This window comes from Roseococcus pinisoli (assembly GCF_018413645.1).
Taxonomy (GTDB): domain Bacteria; phylum Pseudomonadota; class Alphaproteobacteria; order Acetobacterales; family Acetobacteraceae; genus Roseococcus; species Roseococcus pinisoli.
In genome coordinates this window covers 870,134-887,460 of the sequence record NZ_JAHCDA010000001.1, presented here as the reverse complement: position 1 = coordinate 887,460, position 17,327 = coordinate 870,134, and the positions used below count along the sequence as shown (strand labels likewise).

Genomic DNA, 17,327 nt, shown 5'->3' with positions numbered 1-17,327 from the left:
TTCCAAAGACCTGCCGAAGGGCGATAGCCTCCCTTCATGGCCAAGCCGCGCGTTGCCCTCTTCGTCACCTGTCTCGTGGACCTCTACCGGCCCACGGTGGGCTTCGCCGCCCTCCGCCTCCTCGAGGAGGCCGGTTGCGACGTCGTCGTGCCCGAGGCGCAGACCTGCTGCGGCCAGCCCGCCTTCAATGGCGGCGACCGGCGCTCGGCCCAGGAGATCGCCCGCCAGGTCATCGATAACTTCTCCGGCTACGACTATGTCGTCGCACCCTCCGGCTCCTGCGGGGGCATGATGGCCCACCACTATCCCGGCCTCTTCGGCGACACCGACCCGCATTACCGCGGCAAGGCCGAGGCCATGGCCGCCAAGACCCACGAGCTGGTCTCCTTCCTCACCGACGTGATGGGGATGGAGCGCGTGAAGGCGCAGTACGAGGGCACCATCACCTATCACGACAGCTGCGCGGGCCTGCGCGAGCTCGGCGTGAAGAAGCAGCCGCGCCGTCTGCTCGATTCGGTCGAGGGCCTCGATATCGCCGAGCTGTCCGAGCCCGAGATCTGCTGCGGCTTCGGCGGCACCTTCTGCGTGAAATACCCCGAGATCTCGACCCGGATGGTCACCGACAAGGTGAAGGACATCGAGGGCACGGGCGCCGACACGCTCCTCGCCGGCGACATGGGCTGCCTGCTGAACATGGCCGGCCGCCTGCGGCGCGAGGGCAGCCCCATCCATGTGCGGCACGTCGCCGAGGTACTGGCCGACATAACGCGCGAAGCCCCGCCGATCGGAGAGGCGCCATGAGCCTGACCCTGGACAGCATTGCCGACGAGGTCGCCGATCGCGGCTTCGCCCGCCGCAGCCCCGCCGAGGTGCGGGACGTGATCCGCGGCTCCGAGGCCCAGCTGCAGGCTTTCGCGGAGAGCTGGCAGCGGCTGGAGACCGACGGCTTCATGCGCGATGGCGGCCGCTACCGCCTGCGCCGGCTGGCGAATTTCTCCACGATTCCCGGCGAGGCCGGTCATCGCCGCGGCCTGCATCGCGCGCATTTCCAGGCGACCGTCCACAACACGCTGAACGGCGGGGTGGACCGCTGGTTCGCGCCCGTCGAGGATGCGACGGTGGCCAATCCCTTCTGCCAGGGCCTGCTCGATCTCGGCCGCGATGTGGCGGACCGCCTGCACCCCGGCACGCGCTGGTTCGTCGAGATGCACCAGTTCCGCGTCCAGGCGCAGGCCAATTCCCCCGGTCATCCGACGCCCGAGGGCGTGCATCATGACGGGGTGGACGTGGTCCTCATCGCCATGCTGGCGCGCACCAACCTGAAGGGCGGCGAGACGCGGGTGACGGATGACGAGGGGCAGGAGCTGGCGCGCTTCACGCTGGACGGGCTGCTCGACCTCACGATCCTGGACGATCGCCGCGTGATGCATGGGGTGACCTCGGTGCAGCCGGCGGATGACGCCCTGCCTTCCAGCCGGGACGTCCTGGTGCTGACCTGGAAACGGCAGGGCTAGCCGCTTTTCCACCGGTGTGGGCCGCCGCCTGTGGGCGCCCGCGGGGAAGCAACGTTGTCACCCGCCTCTCGCCGCGCTTCTATTCGCGGCGACAACGCGACAGCGCTGCCATGAAATCACCCGCATCCACCGGCAATCCCGCAGCCAGAGACCTCAGGCCGCTGACACAGGAATGCTCAATCCCATGAGTGCAACCGACATCGTTCCCGTCATTCTGTCCGGCGGAACGGGAAGCCGGCTCTGGCCGCTGTCGCGGGAATCGAACCCGAAGCAGTTCTGGCCGCTGATTACCGACCGGAGCATGGTGCAGGAGACGGCGAACCGCGCTTCCGGCCCGGGCTTCGCGCCGCCCATCGCCGTGGTGGGCGAGGGTCATCGCTTCCTGGTGGCCGAGCAGCTGCGCGATGCCGGTATCCGCGATCCCCAGATCATTCTGGAGCCCGAGGGCCGCAACTCCGCCCCCGCCATCGCCACCGCCGCGCTGCTGGTGGCCGAATCCCGCCCCGACGCGGTGCTGTGGATCATGGCCGCCGATGCGGCGATCAAGGATGTCCCGGCGCTGCATGCCGCCCTGGAGCTGGCCGCCGCGGCGGCGCGCACCGGTCGCATCGTGACCTTCGGCATGCAGCCGAACCAGCCGCATACTGGTTTCGGCTATATCGAGATGGGTGAGGCGCTGGCGGGCGTCGCGGGCGTCCGCGCCGTCGCGAGCTTCCAGGAGAAGCCCGATCTCGAGACCGCCCGGCGCCTCTCGACCGACGGCCGGCACGTCTGGAACAGCGGCATGTTCGTCGCCACCGCCGCGACGCTGCTGCAGGAGCTGGCGCAGCATGCGCCGGCCGTGCTGGAGGCGAGCCGCGCCGCGCTCGCGGCCTCCACGCGCGACCTGGACTTCGTCCGCCTCGATGCCAAGGCCTTCCGCAAGGCGCCCTCCATCTCCATCGACTACGCGGTCATGGAGAAGACGCGCCACGCCGCCGTGGTCCCCGCCGATCTCGGCTGGAGCGACGTCGGCAGCTGGGACGCGCTGTGGGAGACCTCGCCGAAGGACGCGCAGGGCAATGCGCTGCACGGACCCGTGGAGCTGGTTGATTCCAGCGGGTGCCTCGTGCGCTCGGAAGGCGTGTTGACCGCCGTGCTGGGCTTGAAGGACGTGGTGCTGGTGGTGACGGACGATGCCGTGCTCGCCATGCCGCGCGACCGTGCGCAGGACGTGAAGAAGGTGGTCGAGCAGCTGCGGGCCAAGGGCTCGAAGCTCGCCACCGAGCATCGCCGCATGTACCGCCCCTGGGGCCATTACGAGGGGCATATCCGCGGCGCCCGCTTCCAGGTGAAGCAGATCGTCGTGCGGCCGGGCGGCAAGCTGTCCCTGCAGAAGCACCATCACCGCGCCGAGCATTGGGTGGTGGTCAGCGGCACGGCCCTGGTGCAGCGCGACGGCGAGAGCATCCTGCTGAGCGAGAACCAGAGCGTCTACCTGCCGCTGGGCTGCACGCACCGGCTGGAGAATCCGGGCATGATCCCGCTGGCCCTCATCGAGGTGCAGGTCGGCTCCTATCTCGGCGAGGACGACATCGTCCGGCTGGAGGACACCTACGGCCGGAGCTGAGGCCTCTTCGGCATCCCGGGGCGCGGATCTCGCGCTCCGGCACAGGTTGGAAATTTCCGCTTCTCAAGCACCTTCACCCGATCAAGCCAAGCAGCTTGATCGGAATCTGCTCTAACGGGACAGGCCCTTTTCCGCGAGCGCCGTCTCGTAGGCGGCCCAGCGCTCCGCCTGCTCGCGGCCCAGGGTGTGCAGCGTTTCCCAGGTGTAGAGCCCGGTGTCGTGCAGGTCGTCGAAGAAGATCCGCACGGCGTAGTTGCCCACGGGCTCGATCTTCATGATGCCCACCTGCCGCCGCCCGGTGACGAGCTTCTTCTGGCCGGGGCCATGGCCCTGTACTTCGGCGGAGGGGCTTTCCACGCGCAGGTATTCCGCCGGCAGCGCGAAGCGGCTGCCATCGTCGAAACCCACGTCGAGCACCCGGTCGGCCGAGCGGTAGCGCAGCTCGGTGACCGAGACCGCCATCAATCCAGCTTGCGGGCCTGGTCGGGCAGCATGATGGGGATGCCGTCGCGCACCGGATAGGCGAGGCCGGCCGCCTCGCTCACCAGCTCGCCCGCCTCGCGATCGTAGCGGAGCGGCTGCTTGGTCACCGGACAGACGAGGATTTCCAGGAGCTGCGGATCCACGGCGCCGGAGGGGCTGGGCGTATCGGTCATGAGGGGATTCCTAGCTCGGCCGCCCGTCGGGCGGAAGGTCCCCACCGCCCAGGACGGCCATGCGCAGCAGGGCGACGAGGTCGTCGGCGCGCTCGGCCACAGTCACGGCCTCGAGCAGCGCCTGCTTCTCCGCGGTGGCGAAGGGACAGACCATGGAAAGGGTGTTCACCAGCGTCAGGCAGCTCATCTGCTCGATGGCGGACCAGTTGGCCTCGATGCCCTGGGCCATGAAATAGGGCCTCAGCGCCTCCAGGATGGCCTCGCGCGGCAGGTCCGCGGGCTCCACCTCGGGCGGGTCGAGGTCGGCGAGATAGGGCGCGTAGTCGGCGCGCATCCGGCGATAGCCACGGCGGGGGGCCAGCTCCTCCCCCAGGCGGAAGCGGACCAGCCCGGTGAGGGTGATGAGGAGGCGCCCGTCCTCGGTCTCGGCGAAGGAGGAAATCCGGCCGAGGCAGCCGACCTGGTACAGGCCGCCGCCCCTCTCCGTTTCGGGCGCGTTCGAATTCGCCTGGACCATGCCGAACATCCGCCCCCGCGCCAGGCTGTCCAGCACCAAGGCCAGATAGCGCGGCTCGAAGATATTCAGCGGGAGCTTCCCGCCCGGCAGGAGCAGCGCGCCCGAGAGCGGAAACACCGCGATCTCGGCCGGCAGCTGCTCCGGCGCGGGCTGGAAGGGGTCCATTACCTGAACAGCAGCGCGGAGAGGCCGCGTCGCGCCTTCAGGGTCGCGGGATCGTCGAGGCCCCAGGCCTCGAAGAACTTCAGCAGCTGCTTGCGCGCCGCCTCGTCGTTCCAGGCGCGGTCGCGCTTGATCGCCTCCAGCAGGGCCTGCGAGGCCTCCACGCGCTTGTCGGCGGCGTTGAGCGCCACGGCAAGCTCGATGCGCGCCTCATGGTCATCGGGGTCGGCGGCCAGCCGCTCCTCGAAGATGCCGAACTTGGACTGCGCGGCGCGGCCGGCCTCGGCCAGCTCGATCTGCGCGCGGACGGCGGAGATCTCGGCGCTGGCCTTCAGCTTGGCGTCCAGGCCGTCCAGCATCTCCTTGGCCTGGCCTTCCTCGTCGAGGGCGATCAGGCAGCGCGCCAGGCCGGCGAGGGCCTCGGCATTCTCCGGCTCCTGCTGCGCGAGGGCGGCGTAGATCTCGAGCGCGCCGGAGAAATCCTGCGCCTCGAAGAGCTCCTTGGCCTCGCCGATCAGGTCGGCCGAGGGCATCTGGCCGCCGGCGACCTTCAGCAGGTTCTCGATGAACTTCTTCACCTCGCTCTCGGGCAGCGCCCCCTGGAAGATGTCGGCGATCTGGCCCTGCCAGAAGGCCGCGACCGTAGGCACGGACTGCAGCGGCAGGCCCATCTGCGTCAGCTGCTGGACGAGCTGGCGGTTCTTGTCGATGTCGATCTTCACGAGGCGCACGCGCCCGCCGGCGGCGCGGACCACCTTCTCGATCGTGGGCGTCAGCGTCTTGCAGGGGCCGCACCAGGTCGCCCAGAAATCCACCAGGACGGGGACCTGGCGCGAAGCCTCGACCACATCCTGCATGAAGGTCTTCTGATCGCCGTCGATGACAGGATCGGGGCCGCCGGAGGGGTTGGGCTGGTTGGGGTCTAAGATCACGTCCATCGGGCTGGGTCCTGGCGAAAGCAAAGAGATAAGGAGAGATGTTGTGGGGGCGGGCATAAGACAACCCGTGCGGCTTGTCTCCCGCGTCAGGCGTCAAGTCCGAGCACTGCGACCTCATGGCCGAGGCCGCGCAGGAAGCGCAGCAGATCGTCCGGGCGGATGCCGGTGGAGGCCGTGTTCACCAGCGGATGGAACCAGGCGAGCTCCGGCGCTTCCGCCAGTTCCGCATCCAGAACGACGCGGACCGAGCCGGGCGGCGCATTGACCAGCCCGAAGGGCGTGACGCTGCCGGGCGCGACGCCGAGCGTGGCGACCAGGGCCTCGGCCGGCGCCATGCTCACCTTGCCCCAGCCCGCCGCGCGGGCCAGCGCATTGACCGAGACCCGGCGGTCGCATTCCAGCACGGCGAGGCAGAAGGGCCCCTCGCCCTTGGCGGGCGCGAGGAAGAGGTTCTTTGAATGCGCGCCGGGCATCTCCGCGCGCACGGCCTCGGATTCCGCCACGGTGAAGACGGCCTGGTGCTGCACGGTGCGCGTGTCGATGCCCGCGGCGGCGAGCCGGGCCAGCAGCCCTTCAGGTGATTCCATCAATCCAGCCGGACGTTGTTCGCCCGCACCACCTGGCCCCAGGTCTCCGTCTCGGTGGCCAGCCAGGTCCTGAACTCCGCGGGGCCGATGGCGCGCACCTCCGCGCCCAGCTCGGCCATGCGCCGCGCCACGTCGGGCACGGCCAGCGCCGCGCGGAAGGCCTGGTCGAGCCGGGCGATGATCGGCGCGGGCGTGGCGCCCTGCACCAGGGCACCCTGCCAGGTGCCGCTGTCGCCGGCCGGCCAGCCGAGCTCCGTGAAGGTCGGCAGGTCGGGCAGGTCGGCGAAGCGGCGGGGGCCCGAGACGGCGATGCCGCGCAGGCGGCCGTCCTTCACGAAGGGCGCGGTCGCGGTCGCACCGTTGACGATGAGCTGCGCCTCGCCACCCGTGACCGCCGAAAGCGCCGCCGCGCCGCCGCGATAGGGGACCTGCGTCACCTCCGCGCCCCAATGGCCGGCCAGCATCAGCGAGGTCAGGTGATTGGCGGCGCCGACGCCGGAATTGGCGACATTGATGCGGTTCGGATTTGCCTTGGCATAGGCCACCAGCTCCGCCGCGTTGCGCGCGGGCACGGAAGGATGCACGGCGAGGATATAGGGCGCGTAGATCAGCAGGTTGACCGGCGCGAGGTCCTTTGAGGGATCGAAGGGCAGGCGCGTGTAGAGCGAGGGCGCCGTCGCCAGCACGCCGGTATCGATGAGCAGGATGGCCTGCCCGTCCGGATTGCTCTGGGCGACGAGTTGCGCGCCGAGATTGCCGGCCGCGCCGCTGCGGTTCTCCACCACGACGTTCTGGCCGAGGAGGCGCGTCAGCTCCGGCGCGAGGATGCGGCCCAGGATGTCGCTGGTGCCGCCGGGCGCGAAGGGCACCACGAGGCGGAAGGGACGGTCGAAGGTCTGCGCGATCGCGGGCGAGGCCAGCGGGGAGGCGAGGCTGGCGGGCAGCGCGGCCGAGACGGCCAGCATTTGGCGGCGATTCATGTTGTTTCCCCCGGATTTGTTTTGCGCATCATGACGACCGGGCGTGTTTGTGCAACGCCCGAGACACGCGATGCGCGCCCGAGGCGCGCGTTACTCGCCGCGGGCGGCCAGCTGCCGTCGCATCGTCTGCACCACGGAGGCCTCGACCGGGGGGGCGGCATTGCCCCAGCTGTTGCGCAGATAGGTCACCACATCCGCGACCTGCGCGTCGTTCAGGCGCCAGCCGAAGGCGGGCATGGCCGGGGCCGTCGGCTCGGCGTCGGTGGCGGCGGGGCGGGAGCCGGAGAGCACCAGCCGGATCAGCGTCTCGGGGCCCGCCTGCACCGCGATCTGGTTGGAGGCGAGCGAGGGGATCATGCTCTCGACGCCCTGCCCGTCGCGGCGGTGGCAGGCGCTGCAATTGTCGACGTAGATCGCCTGCCCCGTGCGCATCCGGGGACTGTCGGCGGCCAGGGCCGGCGGCGCGGTGGCGGGGCCGCGGCCCGGCTGGTCGCGGAGATAGACGGCGATGGCGCGGAGATCGGCCTCGGTCATGCGGCTGGTGCTGCGCTGCACCACCTCGGCCATGGGGCCGCTGGCGCGCGTCCAGCCATTCGCGCCGGTGCGCAGATACTGCACCACGTCGTCGACGCCCCATTCGCCGATGCCCTGGTAGCTGCTGCCGCCGATATTGGGGGCGTACCAGCCCTGCAGCGCCTGGCCGGCGAAGGACTGGCTGCGGCGGCTGCCGCCCAGCGCGTTCACCGGCGTGTGGCAGGCGCCGCAATGGCCGAGCCCTTCCACCAGATAGGCGCCGCGATTCCATTCGTCGGTGCGGCCAATGACGGGCTGGAAGCGGCCCGGCTCGAAGAACATGCCGTTCCACACGCGCATCACGGCGCGGATGCTGAAGGGGAAGGGCAAGGTATCGCGATTCACCGCGTTGCTCACCGGCGGGACGGTCCGCAGATAGGCGTAGATCGCGTCGGAATCCTCGCGGCTGATCCGCGTGAACCAGGGGTAGGGCAGCGCGGGATAGAGATGCCCGCCGTTGCGGCTGACACCCTGCTGCAGGGCGCGGGCGAAGTCGTCGCGCGTCCAGCGGCCGAGGCCGGTCTCCGGATCGGGCGTGATGTTCGGCGCGTTGATGGTGCCGAAGGGCGCCTCGATGCCGCGGCCGCCGGCATAGGGGCTCTCGCGATGCAGATGGCAGGAGGAACAGTCGCCGACCGTCGCCAGATAGCGCCCGCGCTCGATGGCGACGTAGTCGTTGTCGTCTGCCTGCGCCGGTAGTGCGCCGAGCAGCAGCACGAAAGCGGGCGCCAGCAGCGCGGCGAGCCGGCGGGCGGGGGTGCGCGGGCTCATGCCGGCACCAGCGGCCCGGGGGCCTTCAGGTATCGTTCGCGGATCGCGTCCACGGCCCAATAGGCCAGGGCGCCGACGGTCCCTGTCGGGTTGAAGCCGGCATTCATGGGGAAGAGCGAGGCGCCCGCCATGAAGACGTTGGGGACGTCCCAGCTCTGGCAATACTTGTTCACCACGCTGGTCTTCGGATCGGCGCCCATGATCGCGCCGCCCGTCGTATGGGTGGATTGATAGGGCACGATGTCATAGGGCCCGGTGATCTCGTTGCGGATCACGCGATCGGCCCCCATGGCGCGCACCGCCTCGATGCAGCGGTCGACGCCGAAGCGGCGCAGCTTCCGCTCGTTCTCCTGGAAGTCGAAGGTCAGGCGCAGCAGCGGCAGGCCCAACGGGTCCTTGTAGGTCGGGTCCAGGTCGAGATAGGCGCCGCGATAAGGCATGACGCTGCCCTGGATGCCGACCGAGGCCGTGCGGTTGTAGTTCTCGTGCGTCGCGCGCTTCCAGGCGCTGCCCCAGCGCAGCGTGCCCTCGGGCACGGGCCGGTTGAGGATCGGACGGCCATTGGTCGGGATGCAGGCAACGCTGGAGCCGCCGACGAAGCCGACCTGCGTGTGGTCAAAATTGTCGTCGTTGAAATCGTCCACGACGATGCCTTCGGAGCCGGAGGCGACGAAGGGATTGAAGTGGCGCTCGCCGGGAAAGAAGCCCGTCGCGCCGCCCGTGATCTGATAGGCATAGTTGCGGCCCACCGTGCCCTCGCCCGTCCGCGGGTCGTAGGGCGTGCCGATGCCCGAGAGCAGCAGCAGGCGCACGTTGAAGAGCTGATAGGCGCAGAGCAGCACCATCTCCGCCGGCTGCTCCCATTCGCGGCCGGAAGTGTCGCGATAGGTGACGCCCGTGGCGCGCTTGCCGTCGGCGCTCAGATTCACCTTCGTCACCTGGCACTCCGTCCGCGCCTCGAAGTTGCTTTGCCGGACGAGGGCGGGCAGCACGCAGGTCTGCGGGCTCGCCTTGGAATAATTGCCGCAGCCGAAGCGCTCGCAAAAGCCGCAATAGGTGCAGGGCGCCAGGCGGCAGCCGTAGGAGTTGGTATAGGCCTGCGACATATTGGCCGAGGGGTTCGGGAAGGGATGCCATCCCAGCTCCCGCGCCGCCTTCTCGAACATCGTCGGCGCCTGGGTGAGGCGCATGGGCGGCGTCGGGTATTCGCGCTGGCGCGGGCCCTCGAAGGGATTGCCGCCCTCCTGGATCACGCCGCGGAGATTGCCCGCCTTGCCGGCGATGCCGCAGAGATACTCGAACCGGTCATAGAAGGGCTCGAGCTCGTCATAGGTGATGCCCCAGTCCTGCATCATGTTGTCCGGCGGCAGGAAATCCGCGCCGTAGCGCTCGATCGTTGAGCTGCGATGCGTGAAGTCCCAGGGGTGCCAGCGCCAGGTATGGCCGTTCCAGTGCACCCCCGCGCCGCCCACGCCGTTGCCGGGCAGGAAGCTGCCCCAGCGGCGGATCGGCAGCGCGTTCTGGGAGATGTTGTTGCGGAAGGTCAGCGTCTCCTGCGCGGGGCGCAGGAAGAGGTCCTGGCGGACGGCGTAGCGCAGCTCGTCCGCCGAGGTCGCGGGCGGGAAGTCCGCCGCGGTGTCCCGCCAGGGGCCGCGCTCGATGGCGACGACGTTCAGGCCGGCGCGCGCCAGCTCGAGGGACATGATGGAGCCGGTCCAGCCGAGCCCCACCACCACGACGTCGGTGGATGGAAGACGGCGCGTCATTGCGCAGCCCTCGTCCAGGCGGGGCGACCGAACAGGCCGACCGGCGGATCGGTATAGGGCTGGTCGAGACGGTCCAGCATCTCGCGGAAGTCGTAGCGCGCGCCGGGGAAGCCCACGAGCTTCCAGCCCACCATCTCGCGGTTGCCGCCATAGGCCGGGTCGGCGAAGTAGCCTTCCATCACATTCTGCAGCAGCAGCTCGAAGAAGGATTTGTCGCGCAGCCCGGCGATGCCGGAGGTGCCGGCCTCCATCGCCGTCAGCAGGGCATCCTGCTCCTGGCTGGAAAGCGTGTGGAACAGCCGCCCGCCCATCTTCTCGCGGCAATGGGCGGCGATGGCCGCCAGCGCCTCGCGATAGCGCCGGTTCGGCGGATGCTCCTCCTGCAGGCCCTGCTGCGGCGTGCCGGCGGGAAAGGGCCCCTGCATGTAGAGCCAGTCCGAGGTGCCGAAGGAACCGGCGAGCTGGCGATCGATGAAGGTGGCGCAGCCTGCTTCGGCGCCCCCGGCGCCCAGCTCGTCCGGCGGGATGAGACGATTGGCCATGGCCGTGACGGCAGCGGCCTCGGCCTCGGTGAAGAAGAGCCAGCCCGCGGCGGAGAGGCGCGGCGGCGGATAGGCCTCACCGGCCGACCAGGGCAGCGCGCCGCGGATGGTGCGGGCCTGGGCGGCAGGAAGCGAGCAGGCGACGAGCGCCGTCGCCGCGAGGAGATGCCTTCTGGAGGTGGATCGTCCCCGCATGAATATCGCCTCTCCTGGACAGCGCCTTTGGCCATCCAAACGAGGGGAAGCGAGGAAAAGTTGCGGAGGCGGTACGTTTCGGCGCGGCCTCAGGGCCGGCGGAGGTGCGGCGCGCGGAAAACCTGTTCCCGCGCGCCGGCCTTGGGCGAAAGCGCCTTGGCGCTCAGCCCTGGTAGGCGACCGTGTTCGAGACCTGCTCGCCCAGGCCCTCGATGCCGACCTTGACCTGCTGGCCGGCCTTGAGGAACCAGGGGGTCGGCTTCTTGCCGAGGCCCACGCCCGGCGGCGTGCCGGTGAAGATCACGTCGCCCGGGAAGAGCGTGATGCACTGGCTGACGTAGCTGACCAGCGTCTTCACGCCGAAGATCATGGTCTTCGTGCTGCCGTCCTGCTGGCGGACGCCGTCCACGTCGGTCCACATCTTCAGGTTCTGCGGGTCCGGCACCTCGTCCTTCGTGACGACGTAGGGGCCGAGCGGGCCGAAGGTCTCGAAGCCCTTGCCCTTGTCCCAGGTCGGGCCGCGCTCCTGCTGCCATTCACGCTCGGAGACGTCGTTGCCGACGGCATAGCCGGCCACGTGGTCGAGCGCCTGCTCCTCGGTCACGTAGCGCGCCGTGGTGCCGATCACGATCGCCAGCTCGCATTCCCAGTCGGTCTTCACCGAGTTCTTGGGGATGATGATGTCGTCGAAGGGGCCGTTCAGCGCGCCGAGCGACTTGATGAAGACGATCGGTTCCTTCGGCAGGGCCGAACCCGTCTCGGCCGCATGGTCGGCGTAGTTCAGGCCGATGCAGATCAGGTTCTTCATGCCGATGACCGCCGCGCCGAGGCGCGGATTGCCGGTCACGGCGGGCAGGCTCGCGGGATCGACCGAGGCGAGCTTCGCCAGGACGCCGGGCGAGAGCGTGTCGCCGTTGATGTCGGGCACCAGCGACGACAGATCGCGGATGGTGCCGGCCGCATCGAGCAGGCCGGGCTTTTCCTGGCCCTTGGGGCCGTAGCGAAGCAGCTTCATGGATATTCCTCTGTCAGAGCGGGGCGAAGACTGCACGGGAAAGCGCGTGGCGCGAAGTCCCGTGCCACGGCCTATTCGGCGCGGATGCCGGCGCGGCGGATCAGGTCGCCCATCCGGTCGTACTGCGCGACGTTGCGGGCCTGGTACTCCTCGGGCGTGCCGGGCAGCGGCGTGGCGCCGAGCTCCTGCAGGCGGGCCACGGTCTCGGGCCTGGTGAGGCCCGTGCGCAGCGCCGCATTGGCGCGCCGGATCACCTCGGCGGGCGTGCCCTTCGGCGCCACGATGCCGAACCAGGCCGTGACCTCGTAGCCCGGCAGCGTCTCGCCGATCGCCGCAATCTCCCGCGCGCCCGCCCAGCGCGAAGTCGAGGTCACGCCGATGGGCACCAGCGCGCCGGAGCGGATATGCGGCAGGATGGAGGGCAGGTTGTCGCAGCCGAAATCGATGCGGCCGGGCAGCAGGTCCGTCATCATGGGCGAGCTGCCGCGATAGGAGACGTGCGTCGCCTCGAACTCGCCCATCACGCGGAAGAGCTCCGCGCCGAGATGGGTCGAACCGCCGATGCTCGTCTCGCCATAGGAAAGGCGCCGCTGCTTCGCCAGCGCGATGAGCGAGGCCGCGTCGCGCACGCCGAGGCCCGGATGCGCGGCGATGAGGTTCGGCACCTCCGCGATCTGGGAGATGGGCAGGAAGTCGGTGCGCGGGTCGTAGCCGGAATTGCTGTAGAGGTGGGGGTTGATGGCATTCGTGCCGGGCGAGCCCAGCAGCAGCGTGTAGCCATCCGCCGGACTGCGCAGCACGGCCTGGGCGGCGATGTTGGAGCCGGCGCCCGGGCGGTTCTCGATGACGAAGGGCTGGCCCAGCTCCTCCTGCAGAATCTGGCCGGCGATGCGGGCGAGGATGTCGGTCGTACCGCCGGCGGGGAAGCCGACGAAGATGCGCACCGGCCGATTGGGCCAGGCGCCCTGAGCGAGCGCGGGCGTGGCGAGCAGCGCGGCGGGCGCGGCCAGCAGGGCGCGACGAGACGTTTTCATATTGTCCTCCCGGGACGATTTTCCGGAAGTATCGGAACGCGCCGCGCGCACTGTCAAACCGTGGGCCCGGCTGCGGCTCAGAAGCTCATGCCGATGCCGAAGGAAGCGCCGGTCACGCCGCGGTCGCCAAAGAAGTAGCGCCCGATCAACCGCACGCGGGAGAGGTTGAGCCCCATCGCGCCGACCTCGTAGCGCCCGACATCGAATTCGATGCCGCCGCCGATCTTGACCGACCAGCCGAAGCCCAGCGCCTCCCGCTGGTCGCCGAGATAGGCCGAGCCGGAGCCGTCGATCACCCAGCGCACCGGCCGCCCGAAGGCCTCCCAGCCCGTGGGCCAGCGCAGCCGCGCCCAGAGGCCCAGGGTGCGCGGCGTGGAGGAGCCGCGAAGGCCCGAGGGCGTGTTGCCATAGGTCTGCAGGCGCAGCTGCGTGTAGCGCAGCTCGACATCGATGTCCCGCGCCGGGCGATGGTCGTAGTAGGCCAGCATGAGCGAACCGCCGACGCCGTAGACATTCACCTGCTTGTCGGTGAGGGCGGGGATGTCGATGCCGGTGCGGTAGTGCAGGAAGGAGGCGAAGAGCGTGACGTCCGAGGCAGCGACGCCCAGCGAGCCGTTCACGATCGGCCGCAGCCACAGGTTCTCCGCCAGGCGGATGTCGTAACCGATGCCGAGGGTGCCGGTGAAGTTGTTCCACCGCAGCGGCAACCGCCGTCCCGCCTCGCCCTGGGTGAGATAGGCGCGCGGATCGTAGCGCGCATAGCCGATGTAGGTTTCGAGGAAGACCGGCACCGACTCGCTCGCCGTGAAGCCGAAGCCGAACTGGCTCAGCTGCAGTGAGGTGACGTCGTCTCCGCCCGCGCGACCTGAGCCGCGCTGGATCAGCAGCGAGTTGGTCGAGCCGTCGGGCGTCATGTTGTAGCCCATCAGCCCGAGCAGGCCGCCATGCCGGGACTGCAGCGTCGAGCCGATCTCCGTCAGGCGGTTCTGGACGCGCGCCGCCGCATCCTCCAGCAGCTGCGCCGCGGCGCCGGCCGGCGCCAGCAGGAAGCCGATGGCCAAGGCAGGGATGAGCCGCGCCAACCTCATCCGGCGCTGCCCGTCCGGAGCGGTTGAGCGGCGCGCCGCAGCTCGGCCTCGGCGGCGCGGACCTCCTGCACCACGTCCAGGCGCGTCATGCGGCTGGCCCGGGCCTTCAGCAGGGCATGGCCCTCGGCCACCCGGGCCAGGACCTGCCCGTAGCCGAGGCGGCGGGCGGCCTCGGCGGCGAAGGCGGCGTCGCGTTCGCGGGCCCATTCGCGAAGCGCCTGCTGGGCGGCGGCGTCGCGGCCGTTGGCCTCGACCTCGGCATAGAAGGCGGCCGCCTCCCGCCGTGCCGCGGCCTCCCCCGCCTCCTGGCGGGCCACGGCCTCGCGCAGCGCCGCGACCAGGGCCTGCACCTGCGGATCGGCCGCGCGGATATTGTCGCGCATCTCCGGTGCCCGGGCATTGTAGTGGGTGGCCCGGCGCAGCAGCAGGCCGAGCGCGGTGATGGCCTGCGCGCCGGGCGTCGAGGCCGCCTCCGCGCGGGTCGCGAGCTGGACGAAGGGGCTCTCGCGATAGGGCAGCACGCCGTCGGAGGCGAGGGTCGCCAGGGCCTGAAGGTAGGTCGCCAGGGCCTCCTGCATGGCCAGGATGCCGTCCTCGGCGGGGCGCGATGCCGGCAGGCCCGTGCCCGGCGGCGGCGCCACGCTGCCGCCTGCCATGCGCGGCTCGTCCACGGCCAGGCTCGCCGTCGCGGCCCAGTCGCGCACGGGCGTGTAGTCCGGCGCATTGCAGGCCGCGAGCATCAGCGGCGCGGCGGCCAGCGATGCCCAGAGGGCCGGGCGCGCGCGCCTTCGGGGGGCCATGGCCGTGCGGCTAGGTCGTGTCGTCATGGGAGGATCTCCGCACCGGGAGGCTGGAGCGCCCCGCGATCCGCCATGGCGCGGCGCAGGCGGTCCTCGGCGCGGCGAAGCTCGCGCTCCGTCTCCCTCTGGCGGAGGCGCCCGGCGAGCCCGGCCAGCAGGGCATGTCCGGCGGCGAGCTCGGTCAGCACCGCCGCCTGCCGGTTTTGCGCGGTCTGTTCCTGGGCAGCGCGGCGCGCCCGGCGGGCCTCCTGCTCCAGCTGGACCTGCTGCAGCGCCGGATCGTCCGTCGCGGCGTGAGGGGGCATGGGCGTCGCCGCCGCGGGCACGGCCGGGCGATTCAGCGCGGCGAGCAGAAGCTGCACCGAGGGATCCGCCGCGCGGATCGTCGTGGAGAGGCGCCGGTCCTCATAGGCCGGGGTGGGGCCGGAATTGTCGGCCGGCAGCCAGCGCGGGGGCTTTTCGTCGCTCGCCGCGCGCAGCAGCCGCCCGAGCTCGCGGATCGCCCCGGCCACCGCCGGATCGGGCTGTGCGGCCGCGAGGGTCGCGAAGCGGGCGGCATCGAAGGAGAGATCCGCGCCGTCCCACAGCGCGCCGAGGGCCTGGAAATAGGTCGCGAGTGCCTCGCGGGCGGCCAGGGAGGCCGGCGCGGCGCCGCTTCGATCGAGGGCGGTCTCCGCGCTGCGCGTCCAGTCCCGCAGCGCGGTGTTGACCGGCAGGGCGCAGGCCCCGAGCAAGCCGAGCAGGAGCAGCCAGAACCCGGATCTGAGCATGCGGCGCGCCTTCCCCGACATGGAGGAACAAGCGCCGTCGGCCTTGCCCTTCAGGCGCCCCCCGGCACCGGATTCAGCACCTAACGAAGCCCCGGCGCAGCGTCCAGGGGCGGCCGCGTGACGTCTTGCTGCGCTACAACGTCCAGCCACCGTCGATCACCATGGCCTGGCCGGTGACGAAGGTGCTCTCGTCGCTGGCCAGATAGACCACGAGCGCGGCCATCTCCTCCGCGGTCGCGAGCCGGCCCATCGCCTGCCGCGCCACGAAGGCCGCCCGCGCCGCCTCCAGCCCGCCGGCCGAGCTTGCATTGGCGGCGATGCGGTCGCCGAGGCTGGGCGTATCGACCGTGCCGGGCGCCAGGCAGTTGCAGCGCACGCCCTGCGTCACCGTGTCGGCCGCGACCGCGCGCGTCATGCCGATCACCGCCGCCTTGGTCGTGCCGTAGACGAAGCGGTTCGGCGCGCCTTTGATGCTGGAGGCGGCGGAGGCCATGTTGATGATGCTGCCATGCCCGGCCGCCAGCATGCCCGGCAGCGCCGCGCGCAGGCAGCGCCACATGGCGCGCACGTTGAGGTTGAAGGCGAAGTCCCACTCGTCCTCGGTGCAGGTCAGCGCCGTGTTCTGATGCACGAAGCCCGCGCAGTTGAAGAGGATGTCGAGCGTGCCGGCGCCGGTGATCGCGGCCTCCACGGCATGGTCGTCCATCACGTCGAGCGGCATGACCGTGATGCCGTGCTGCTCCAGCCCGGCCAGCTTGGCGCCGTCGCGATCGGTGGCGATGACCGAGGCGCCTTCCGCCGCCATGGCCAGGGCGCTCGCCCGGCCGATCCCCTGCCCGGCCGCCGTCACGAAGGCCCGCTTTCCCGCCAGACGTCCCGCCATGATGTCCTCCCTCGTCTTGTTATGGACCTCATTTGCGCGCCCGGGCCGGCCCGCCGTCAACCTTCCGTGAGCTCCGCATCCAGCGCCGAGGCCAGGTCGAAGAAGCGCCGGCGGACCCCCGCCGAATGCGGGTTGCTCATCTCGATGGCGCGGAAGACCTCGGGCGCGTCGCCGCGCACCATGCCGACGGCCTGGTGGATCAGCTCGAAGCTGCGCGTGGTCATGCGGCTGGGCAGCGGCTCCATCCGGACCAGCACCTTGGCGATGAGGTGGGTGAGGCCCTGGACCATGGCGGCCTCCCGGTCATGGGCCTCGGGCGTCGTCATGATGACGTCGAGGCCGAGGACCTTGCGCAGGAAGGCCGCGAGGCGCGGCGCGCGGCGGCCGCGCACCGGGCAGATGGCGATCTTCAGGCCGCGGATGCCGTCGCGCGCGCTTTGCGGGCCGAAGAGCGGGTGCGTGGCCACGATGTCCGCATGGTCGGGCAGGCCGCGCCGCATGATCTCGGCCGGCAGCATTTTCACCGAGCCGACATCGACGACGAGCGCGCCGTGGCGCAGATGCGGGCCGATGGCGCGCACCGTCTCTTCCATGGCGCCGACTGGCATGGCGAGGATGACGATGGGGCAGGCGGCGGCCGTCGCGAGATCGACAGGCGCCACGCCGGGCATCGGCGCGGAGGGCGCGGGGTCGTAGGCGCAGAGGCCGAAATGCGGGCCGAGATGCGTGGCGATCAGGCGCCCGAAGGCGCCGAAGCCGATGATGCCGATATCGTGGGACTGGAACACGGTTGGACCTCTGCGAAGCTGCAAGGCCAACGGCGTCGGAAAGATATCAACCGCTGGCGAGGCAGCGGTTGAAAGATGACAAGACCATCCCGCCGCTAGATGCGCGGCGCGTAATACAGCCCAGAGAGGGGGAGGGTCG

The 17,327-nt window shown here is 70.5% G+C and carries 19 protein-coding genes; 3 read left to right on the top strand and 16 right to left on the bottom strand.

Features of this window, described 5'->3' with window-relative positions; all coding sequences use genetic code 11:
• The first annotated feature begins 36 nt into the window (after nt 1-36).
• The 3 genes from KHU32_RS04245 to KHU32_RS04235 all read left to right on the top strand — a co-directional run bounded on the left by KHU32_RS04245 (nt 37) and on the right by KHU32_RS04235 (nt 3,123).
• On the top strand, nt 37-801 hold the full coding sequence (locus KHU32_RS04245) for a (Fe-S)-binding protein (protein ID WP_213668774.1): 765 nt from the start codon (nt 37-39) through the stop codon (nt 799-801).
• Nucleotides 798-1,514, top strand: a complete 717-nt coding sequence (locus KHU32_RS04240; RefSeq protein ID WP_213668773.1) for a 2OG-Fe dioxygenase family protein — start codon at nt 798-800, stop codon at nt 1,512-1,514. Before KHU32_RS04245 ends, KHU32_RS04240 begins: the two co-directional genes overlap by 4 nt.
• A gap of 184 nt (nt 1,515-1,698) precedes the next feature.
• Entirely contained in the window at nt 1,699-3,123 is a 1,425-nt protein-coding gene (locus KHU32_RS04235; protein WP_213668772.1) for a mannose-1-phosphate guanylyltransferase/mannose-6-phosphate isomerase, read from the top strand.
• A 111-nt stretch (nt 3,124-3,234) separates the two neighbouring features.
• On the opposite strand, the gene KHU32_RS04230 is transcribed toward KHU32_RS04235, so the two are convergent.
• The 16 genes from KHU32_RS04230 to KHU32_RS04155 form a co-directional block, all read right to left on the bottom strand.
• The gene (locus KHU32_RS04230; RefSeq protein ID WP_213668771.1) at nt 3,235-3,585 is read right to left on the bottom strand and encodes a gamma-butyrobetaine hydroxylase-like domain-containing protein; all 351 of its coding nucleotides are present in this window, start codon (nt 3,583-3,585) and stop codon (nt 3,235-3,237) included.
• A complete protein-coding gene (locus KHU32_RS04225) occupies nt 3,585-3,779 on the bottom strand; it encodes a Trm112 family protein (RefSeq protein ID WP_213668770.1) in 195 nt (64 codons plus the stop codon). Before KHU32_RS04225 ends, KHU32_RS04230 begins: the two co-directional genes overlap by 1 nt.
• 10 nt (nt 3,780-3,789) lie before the next feature.
• Entirely contained in the window at nt 3,790-4,461 is a 672-nt protein-coding gene (locus tag KHU32_RS04220; RefSeq protein WP_213668769.1) for an LON peptidase substrate-binding domain-containing protein, read from the bottom strand.
• Nucleotides 4,461-5,396, bottom strand: a complete 936-nt coding sequence (locus KHU32_RS04215; protein ID WP_213668768.1) for a thioredoxin family protein — start codon at nt 5,394-5,396, stop codon at nt 4,461-4,463. The genes KHU32_RS04220 and KHU32_RS04215 overlap by 1 nt, the downstream gene beginning before the upstream one ends.
• 86 nt (nt 5,397-5,482) lie before the next feature.
• Entirely contained in the window at nt 5,483-5,983 is a 501-nt protein-coding gene (locus KHU32_RS04210) for a prolyl-tRNA synthetase associated domain-containing protein (protein ID WP_213668767.1), read from the bottom strand.
• On the bottom strand, nt 5,983-6,963 hold the full coding sequence (locus KHU32_RS04205) for a Bug family tripartite tricarboxylate transporter substrate binding protein (protein ID WP_213668766.1): 981 nt from the start codon (nt 6,961-6,963) through the stop codon (nt 5,983-5,985). Before KHU32_RS04205 ends, KHU32_RS04210 begins: the two co-directional genes overlap by 1 nt.
• A 90-nt stretch (nt 6,964-7,053) precedes the next feature.
• The gene (locus KHU32_RS04200; protein WP_213668765.1) at nt 7,054-8,307 is read right to left on the bottom strand and encodes a c-type cytochrome; all 1,254 of its coding nucleotides are present in this window, start codon (nt 8,305-8,307) and stop codon (nt 7,054-7,056) included.
• Nucleotides 8,304-10,073 carry a GMC family oxidoreductase gene (locus KHU32_RS04195; RefSeq protein ID WP_213668764.1) on the bottom strand — a complete coding sequence of 590 codons (1,770 nt, stop codon included), beginning with the start codon at nt 10,071-10,073 and terminating at the stop codon, nt 8,304-8,306. Before KHU32_RS04195 ends, KHU32_RS04200 begins: the two co-directional genes overlap by 4 nt.
• Nucleotides 10,070-10,810: a gluconate 2-dehydrogenase subunit 3 family protein gene (locus KHU32_RS04190; protein ID WP_213668763.1), complete on the bottom strand. Its 741-nt coding sequence runs from the start codon at nt 10,808-10,810 to the stop codon at nt 10,070-10,072. Before KHU32_RS04190 ends, KHU32_RS04195 begins: the two co-directional genes overlap by 4 nt.
• Nucleotides 10,811-10,973: 163 nt before the next feature.
• Nucleotides 10,974-11,825, bottom strand: a complete 852-nt coding sequence (locus KHU32_RS04185) for a fumarylacetoacetate hydrolase family protein (RefSeq protein ID WP_213668762.1) — start codon at nt 11,823-11,825, stop codon at nt 10,974-10,976.
• A gap of 71 nt (nt 11,826-11,896) precedes the next feature.
• Nucleotides 11,897-12,859, bottom strand: coding sequence for a Bug family tripartite tricarboxylate transporter substrate binding protein (locus KHU32_RS04180; RefSeq protein WP_213668761.1), 963 nt, complete (start codon nt 12,857-12,859; stop codon nt 11,897-11,899).
• Nucleotides 12,860-12,936: 77 nt separating this feature from the next.
• Nucleotides 12,937-13,947 carry a hypothetical protein gene (locus tag KHU32_RS04175; protein WP_213668760.1) on the bottom strand — a complete coding sequence of 337 codons (1,011 nt, stop codon included), beginning with the start codon at nt 13,945-13,947 and terminating at the stop codon, nt 12,937-12,939.
• On the bottom strand, nt 13,944-14,774 hold the full coding sequence (locus tag KHU32_RS04170; protein ID WP_213668759.1) for a hypothetical protein: 831 nt from the start codon (nt 14,772-14,774) through the stop codon (nt 13,944-13,946). The genes KHU32_RS04175 and KHU32_RS04170 overlap by 4 nt, the downstream gene beginning before the upstream one ends.
• Entirely contained in the window at nt 14,771-15,517 is a 747-nt protein-coding gene (locus KHU32_RS04165; protein ID WP_213668758.1) for a hypothetical protein, read from the bottom strand. The genes KHU32_RS04170 and KHU32_RS04165 overlap by 4 nt, the downstream gene beginning before the upstream one ends.
• A gap of 133 nt (nt 15,518-15,650) precedes the next feature.
• Nucleotides 15,651-16,400, bottom strand: a complete 750-nt coding sequence (locus KHU32_RS04160; RefSeq protein ID WP_213668757.1) for an SDR family oxidoreductase — start codon at nt 16,398-16,400, stop codon at nt 15,651-15,653.
• 56 nt (nt 16,401-16,456) lie between these two features.
• Nucleotides 16,457-17,188 carry a prephenate dehydrogenase gene (locus KHU32_RS04155; RefSeq protein ID WP_347265504.1) on the bottom strand — a complete coding sequence of 244 codons (732 nt, stop codon included), beginning with the start codon at nt 17,186-17,188 and terminating at the stop codon, nt 16,457-16,459.
• Between the last annotated feature and the right edge of the window lie 139 nt (nt 17,189-17,327).

Bases quoted from the DNA above. Each gene is read 5' to 3' on its own strand.
- KHU32_RS04175 (WP_213668760.1), bottom strand. From the start codon at position 13,947: ATGAGGTTGGCGCGGCTCATCCCTGCCTTGGCCATCGGCTTCCTGCTG.
- KHU32_RS04245 (WP_213668774.1), top strand. From the start codon at position 37: ATGGCCAAGCCGCGCGTTGCCCTCTTCGTCACCTGTCTCGTGGACCTC.
- KHU32_RS04240 (WP_213668773.1), top strand. From the start codon at position 798: ATGAGCCTGACCCTGGACAGCATTGCCGACGAGGTCGCCGATCGCGGC.
- KHU32_RS04190 (WP_213668763.1), bottom strand. From the start codon at position 10,810: ATGCGGGGACGATCCACCTCCAGAAGGCATCTCCTCGCGGCGACGGCG.
- KHU32_RS04225 (WP_213668770.1), bottom strand. From the start codon at position 3,779: ATGACCGATACGCCCAGCCCCTCCGGCGCCGTGGATCCGCAGCTCCTG.
- KHU32_RS04210 (WP_213668767.1), bottom strand. From the start codon at position 5,983: ATGGAATCACCTGAAGGGCTGCTGGCCCGGCTCGCCGCCGCGGGCATC.
- KHU32_RS04160 (WP_213668757.1), bottom strand. From the start codon at position 16,400: ATGGCGGGACGTCTGGCGGGAAAGCGGGCCTTCGTGACGGCGGCCGGG.
- KHU32_RS04185 (WP_213668762.1), bottom strand. From the start codon at position 11,825: ATGAAGCTGCTTCGCTACGGCCCCAAGGGCCAGGAAAAGCCCGGCCTG.
- KHU32_RS04205 (WP_213668766.1), bottom strand. From the start codon at position 6,963: ATGAATCGCCGCCAAATGCTGGCCGTCTCGGCCGCGCTGCCCGCCAGC.
- KHU32_RS04165 (WP_213668758.1), bottom strand. From the start codon at position 15,517: ATGCTCAGATCCGGGTTCTGGCTGCTCCTGCTCGGCTTGCTCGGGGCC.
- KHU32_RS04180 (WP_213668761.1), bottom strand. From the start codon at position 12,859: ATGAAAACGTCTCGTCGCGCCCTGCTGGCCGCGCCCGCCGCGCTGCTC.
- KHU32_RS04200 (WP_213668765.1), bottom strand. From the start codon at position 8,307: ATGAGCCCGCGCACCCCCGCCCGCCGGCTCGCCGCGCTGCTGGCGCCC.
- KHU32_RS04170 (WP_213668759.1), bottom strand. From the start codon at position 14,774: ATGACGACACGACCTAGCCGCACGGCCATGGCCCCCCGAAGGCGCGCG.
- KHU32_RS04235 (WP_213668772.1), top strand. From the start codon at position 1,699: ATGAGTGCAACCGACATCGTTCCCGTCATTCTGTCCGGCGGAACGGGA.
- KHU32_RS04215 (WP_213668768.1), bottom strand. From the start codon at position 5,396: ATGGACGTGATCTTAGACCCCAACCAGCCCAACCCCTCCGGCGGCCCC.
- KHU32_RS04220 (WP_213668769.1), bottom strand. From the start codon at position 4,461: ATGGACCCCTTCCAGCCCGCGCCGGAGCAGCTGCCGGCCGAGATCGCG.
- KHU32_RS04230 (WP_213668771.1), bottom strand. From the start codon at position 3,585: ATGGCGGTCTCGGTCACCGAGCTGCGCTACCGCTCGGCCGACCGGGTG.
- KHU32_RS04195 (WP_213668764.1), bottom strand. From the start codon at position 10,073: ATGACGCGCCGTCTTCCATCCACCGACGTCGTGGTGGTGGGGCTCGGC.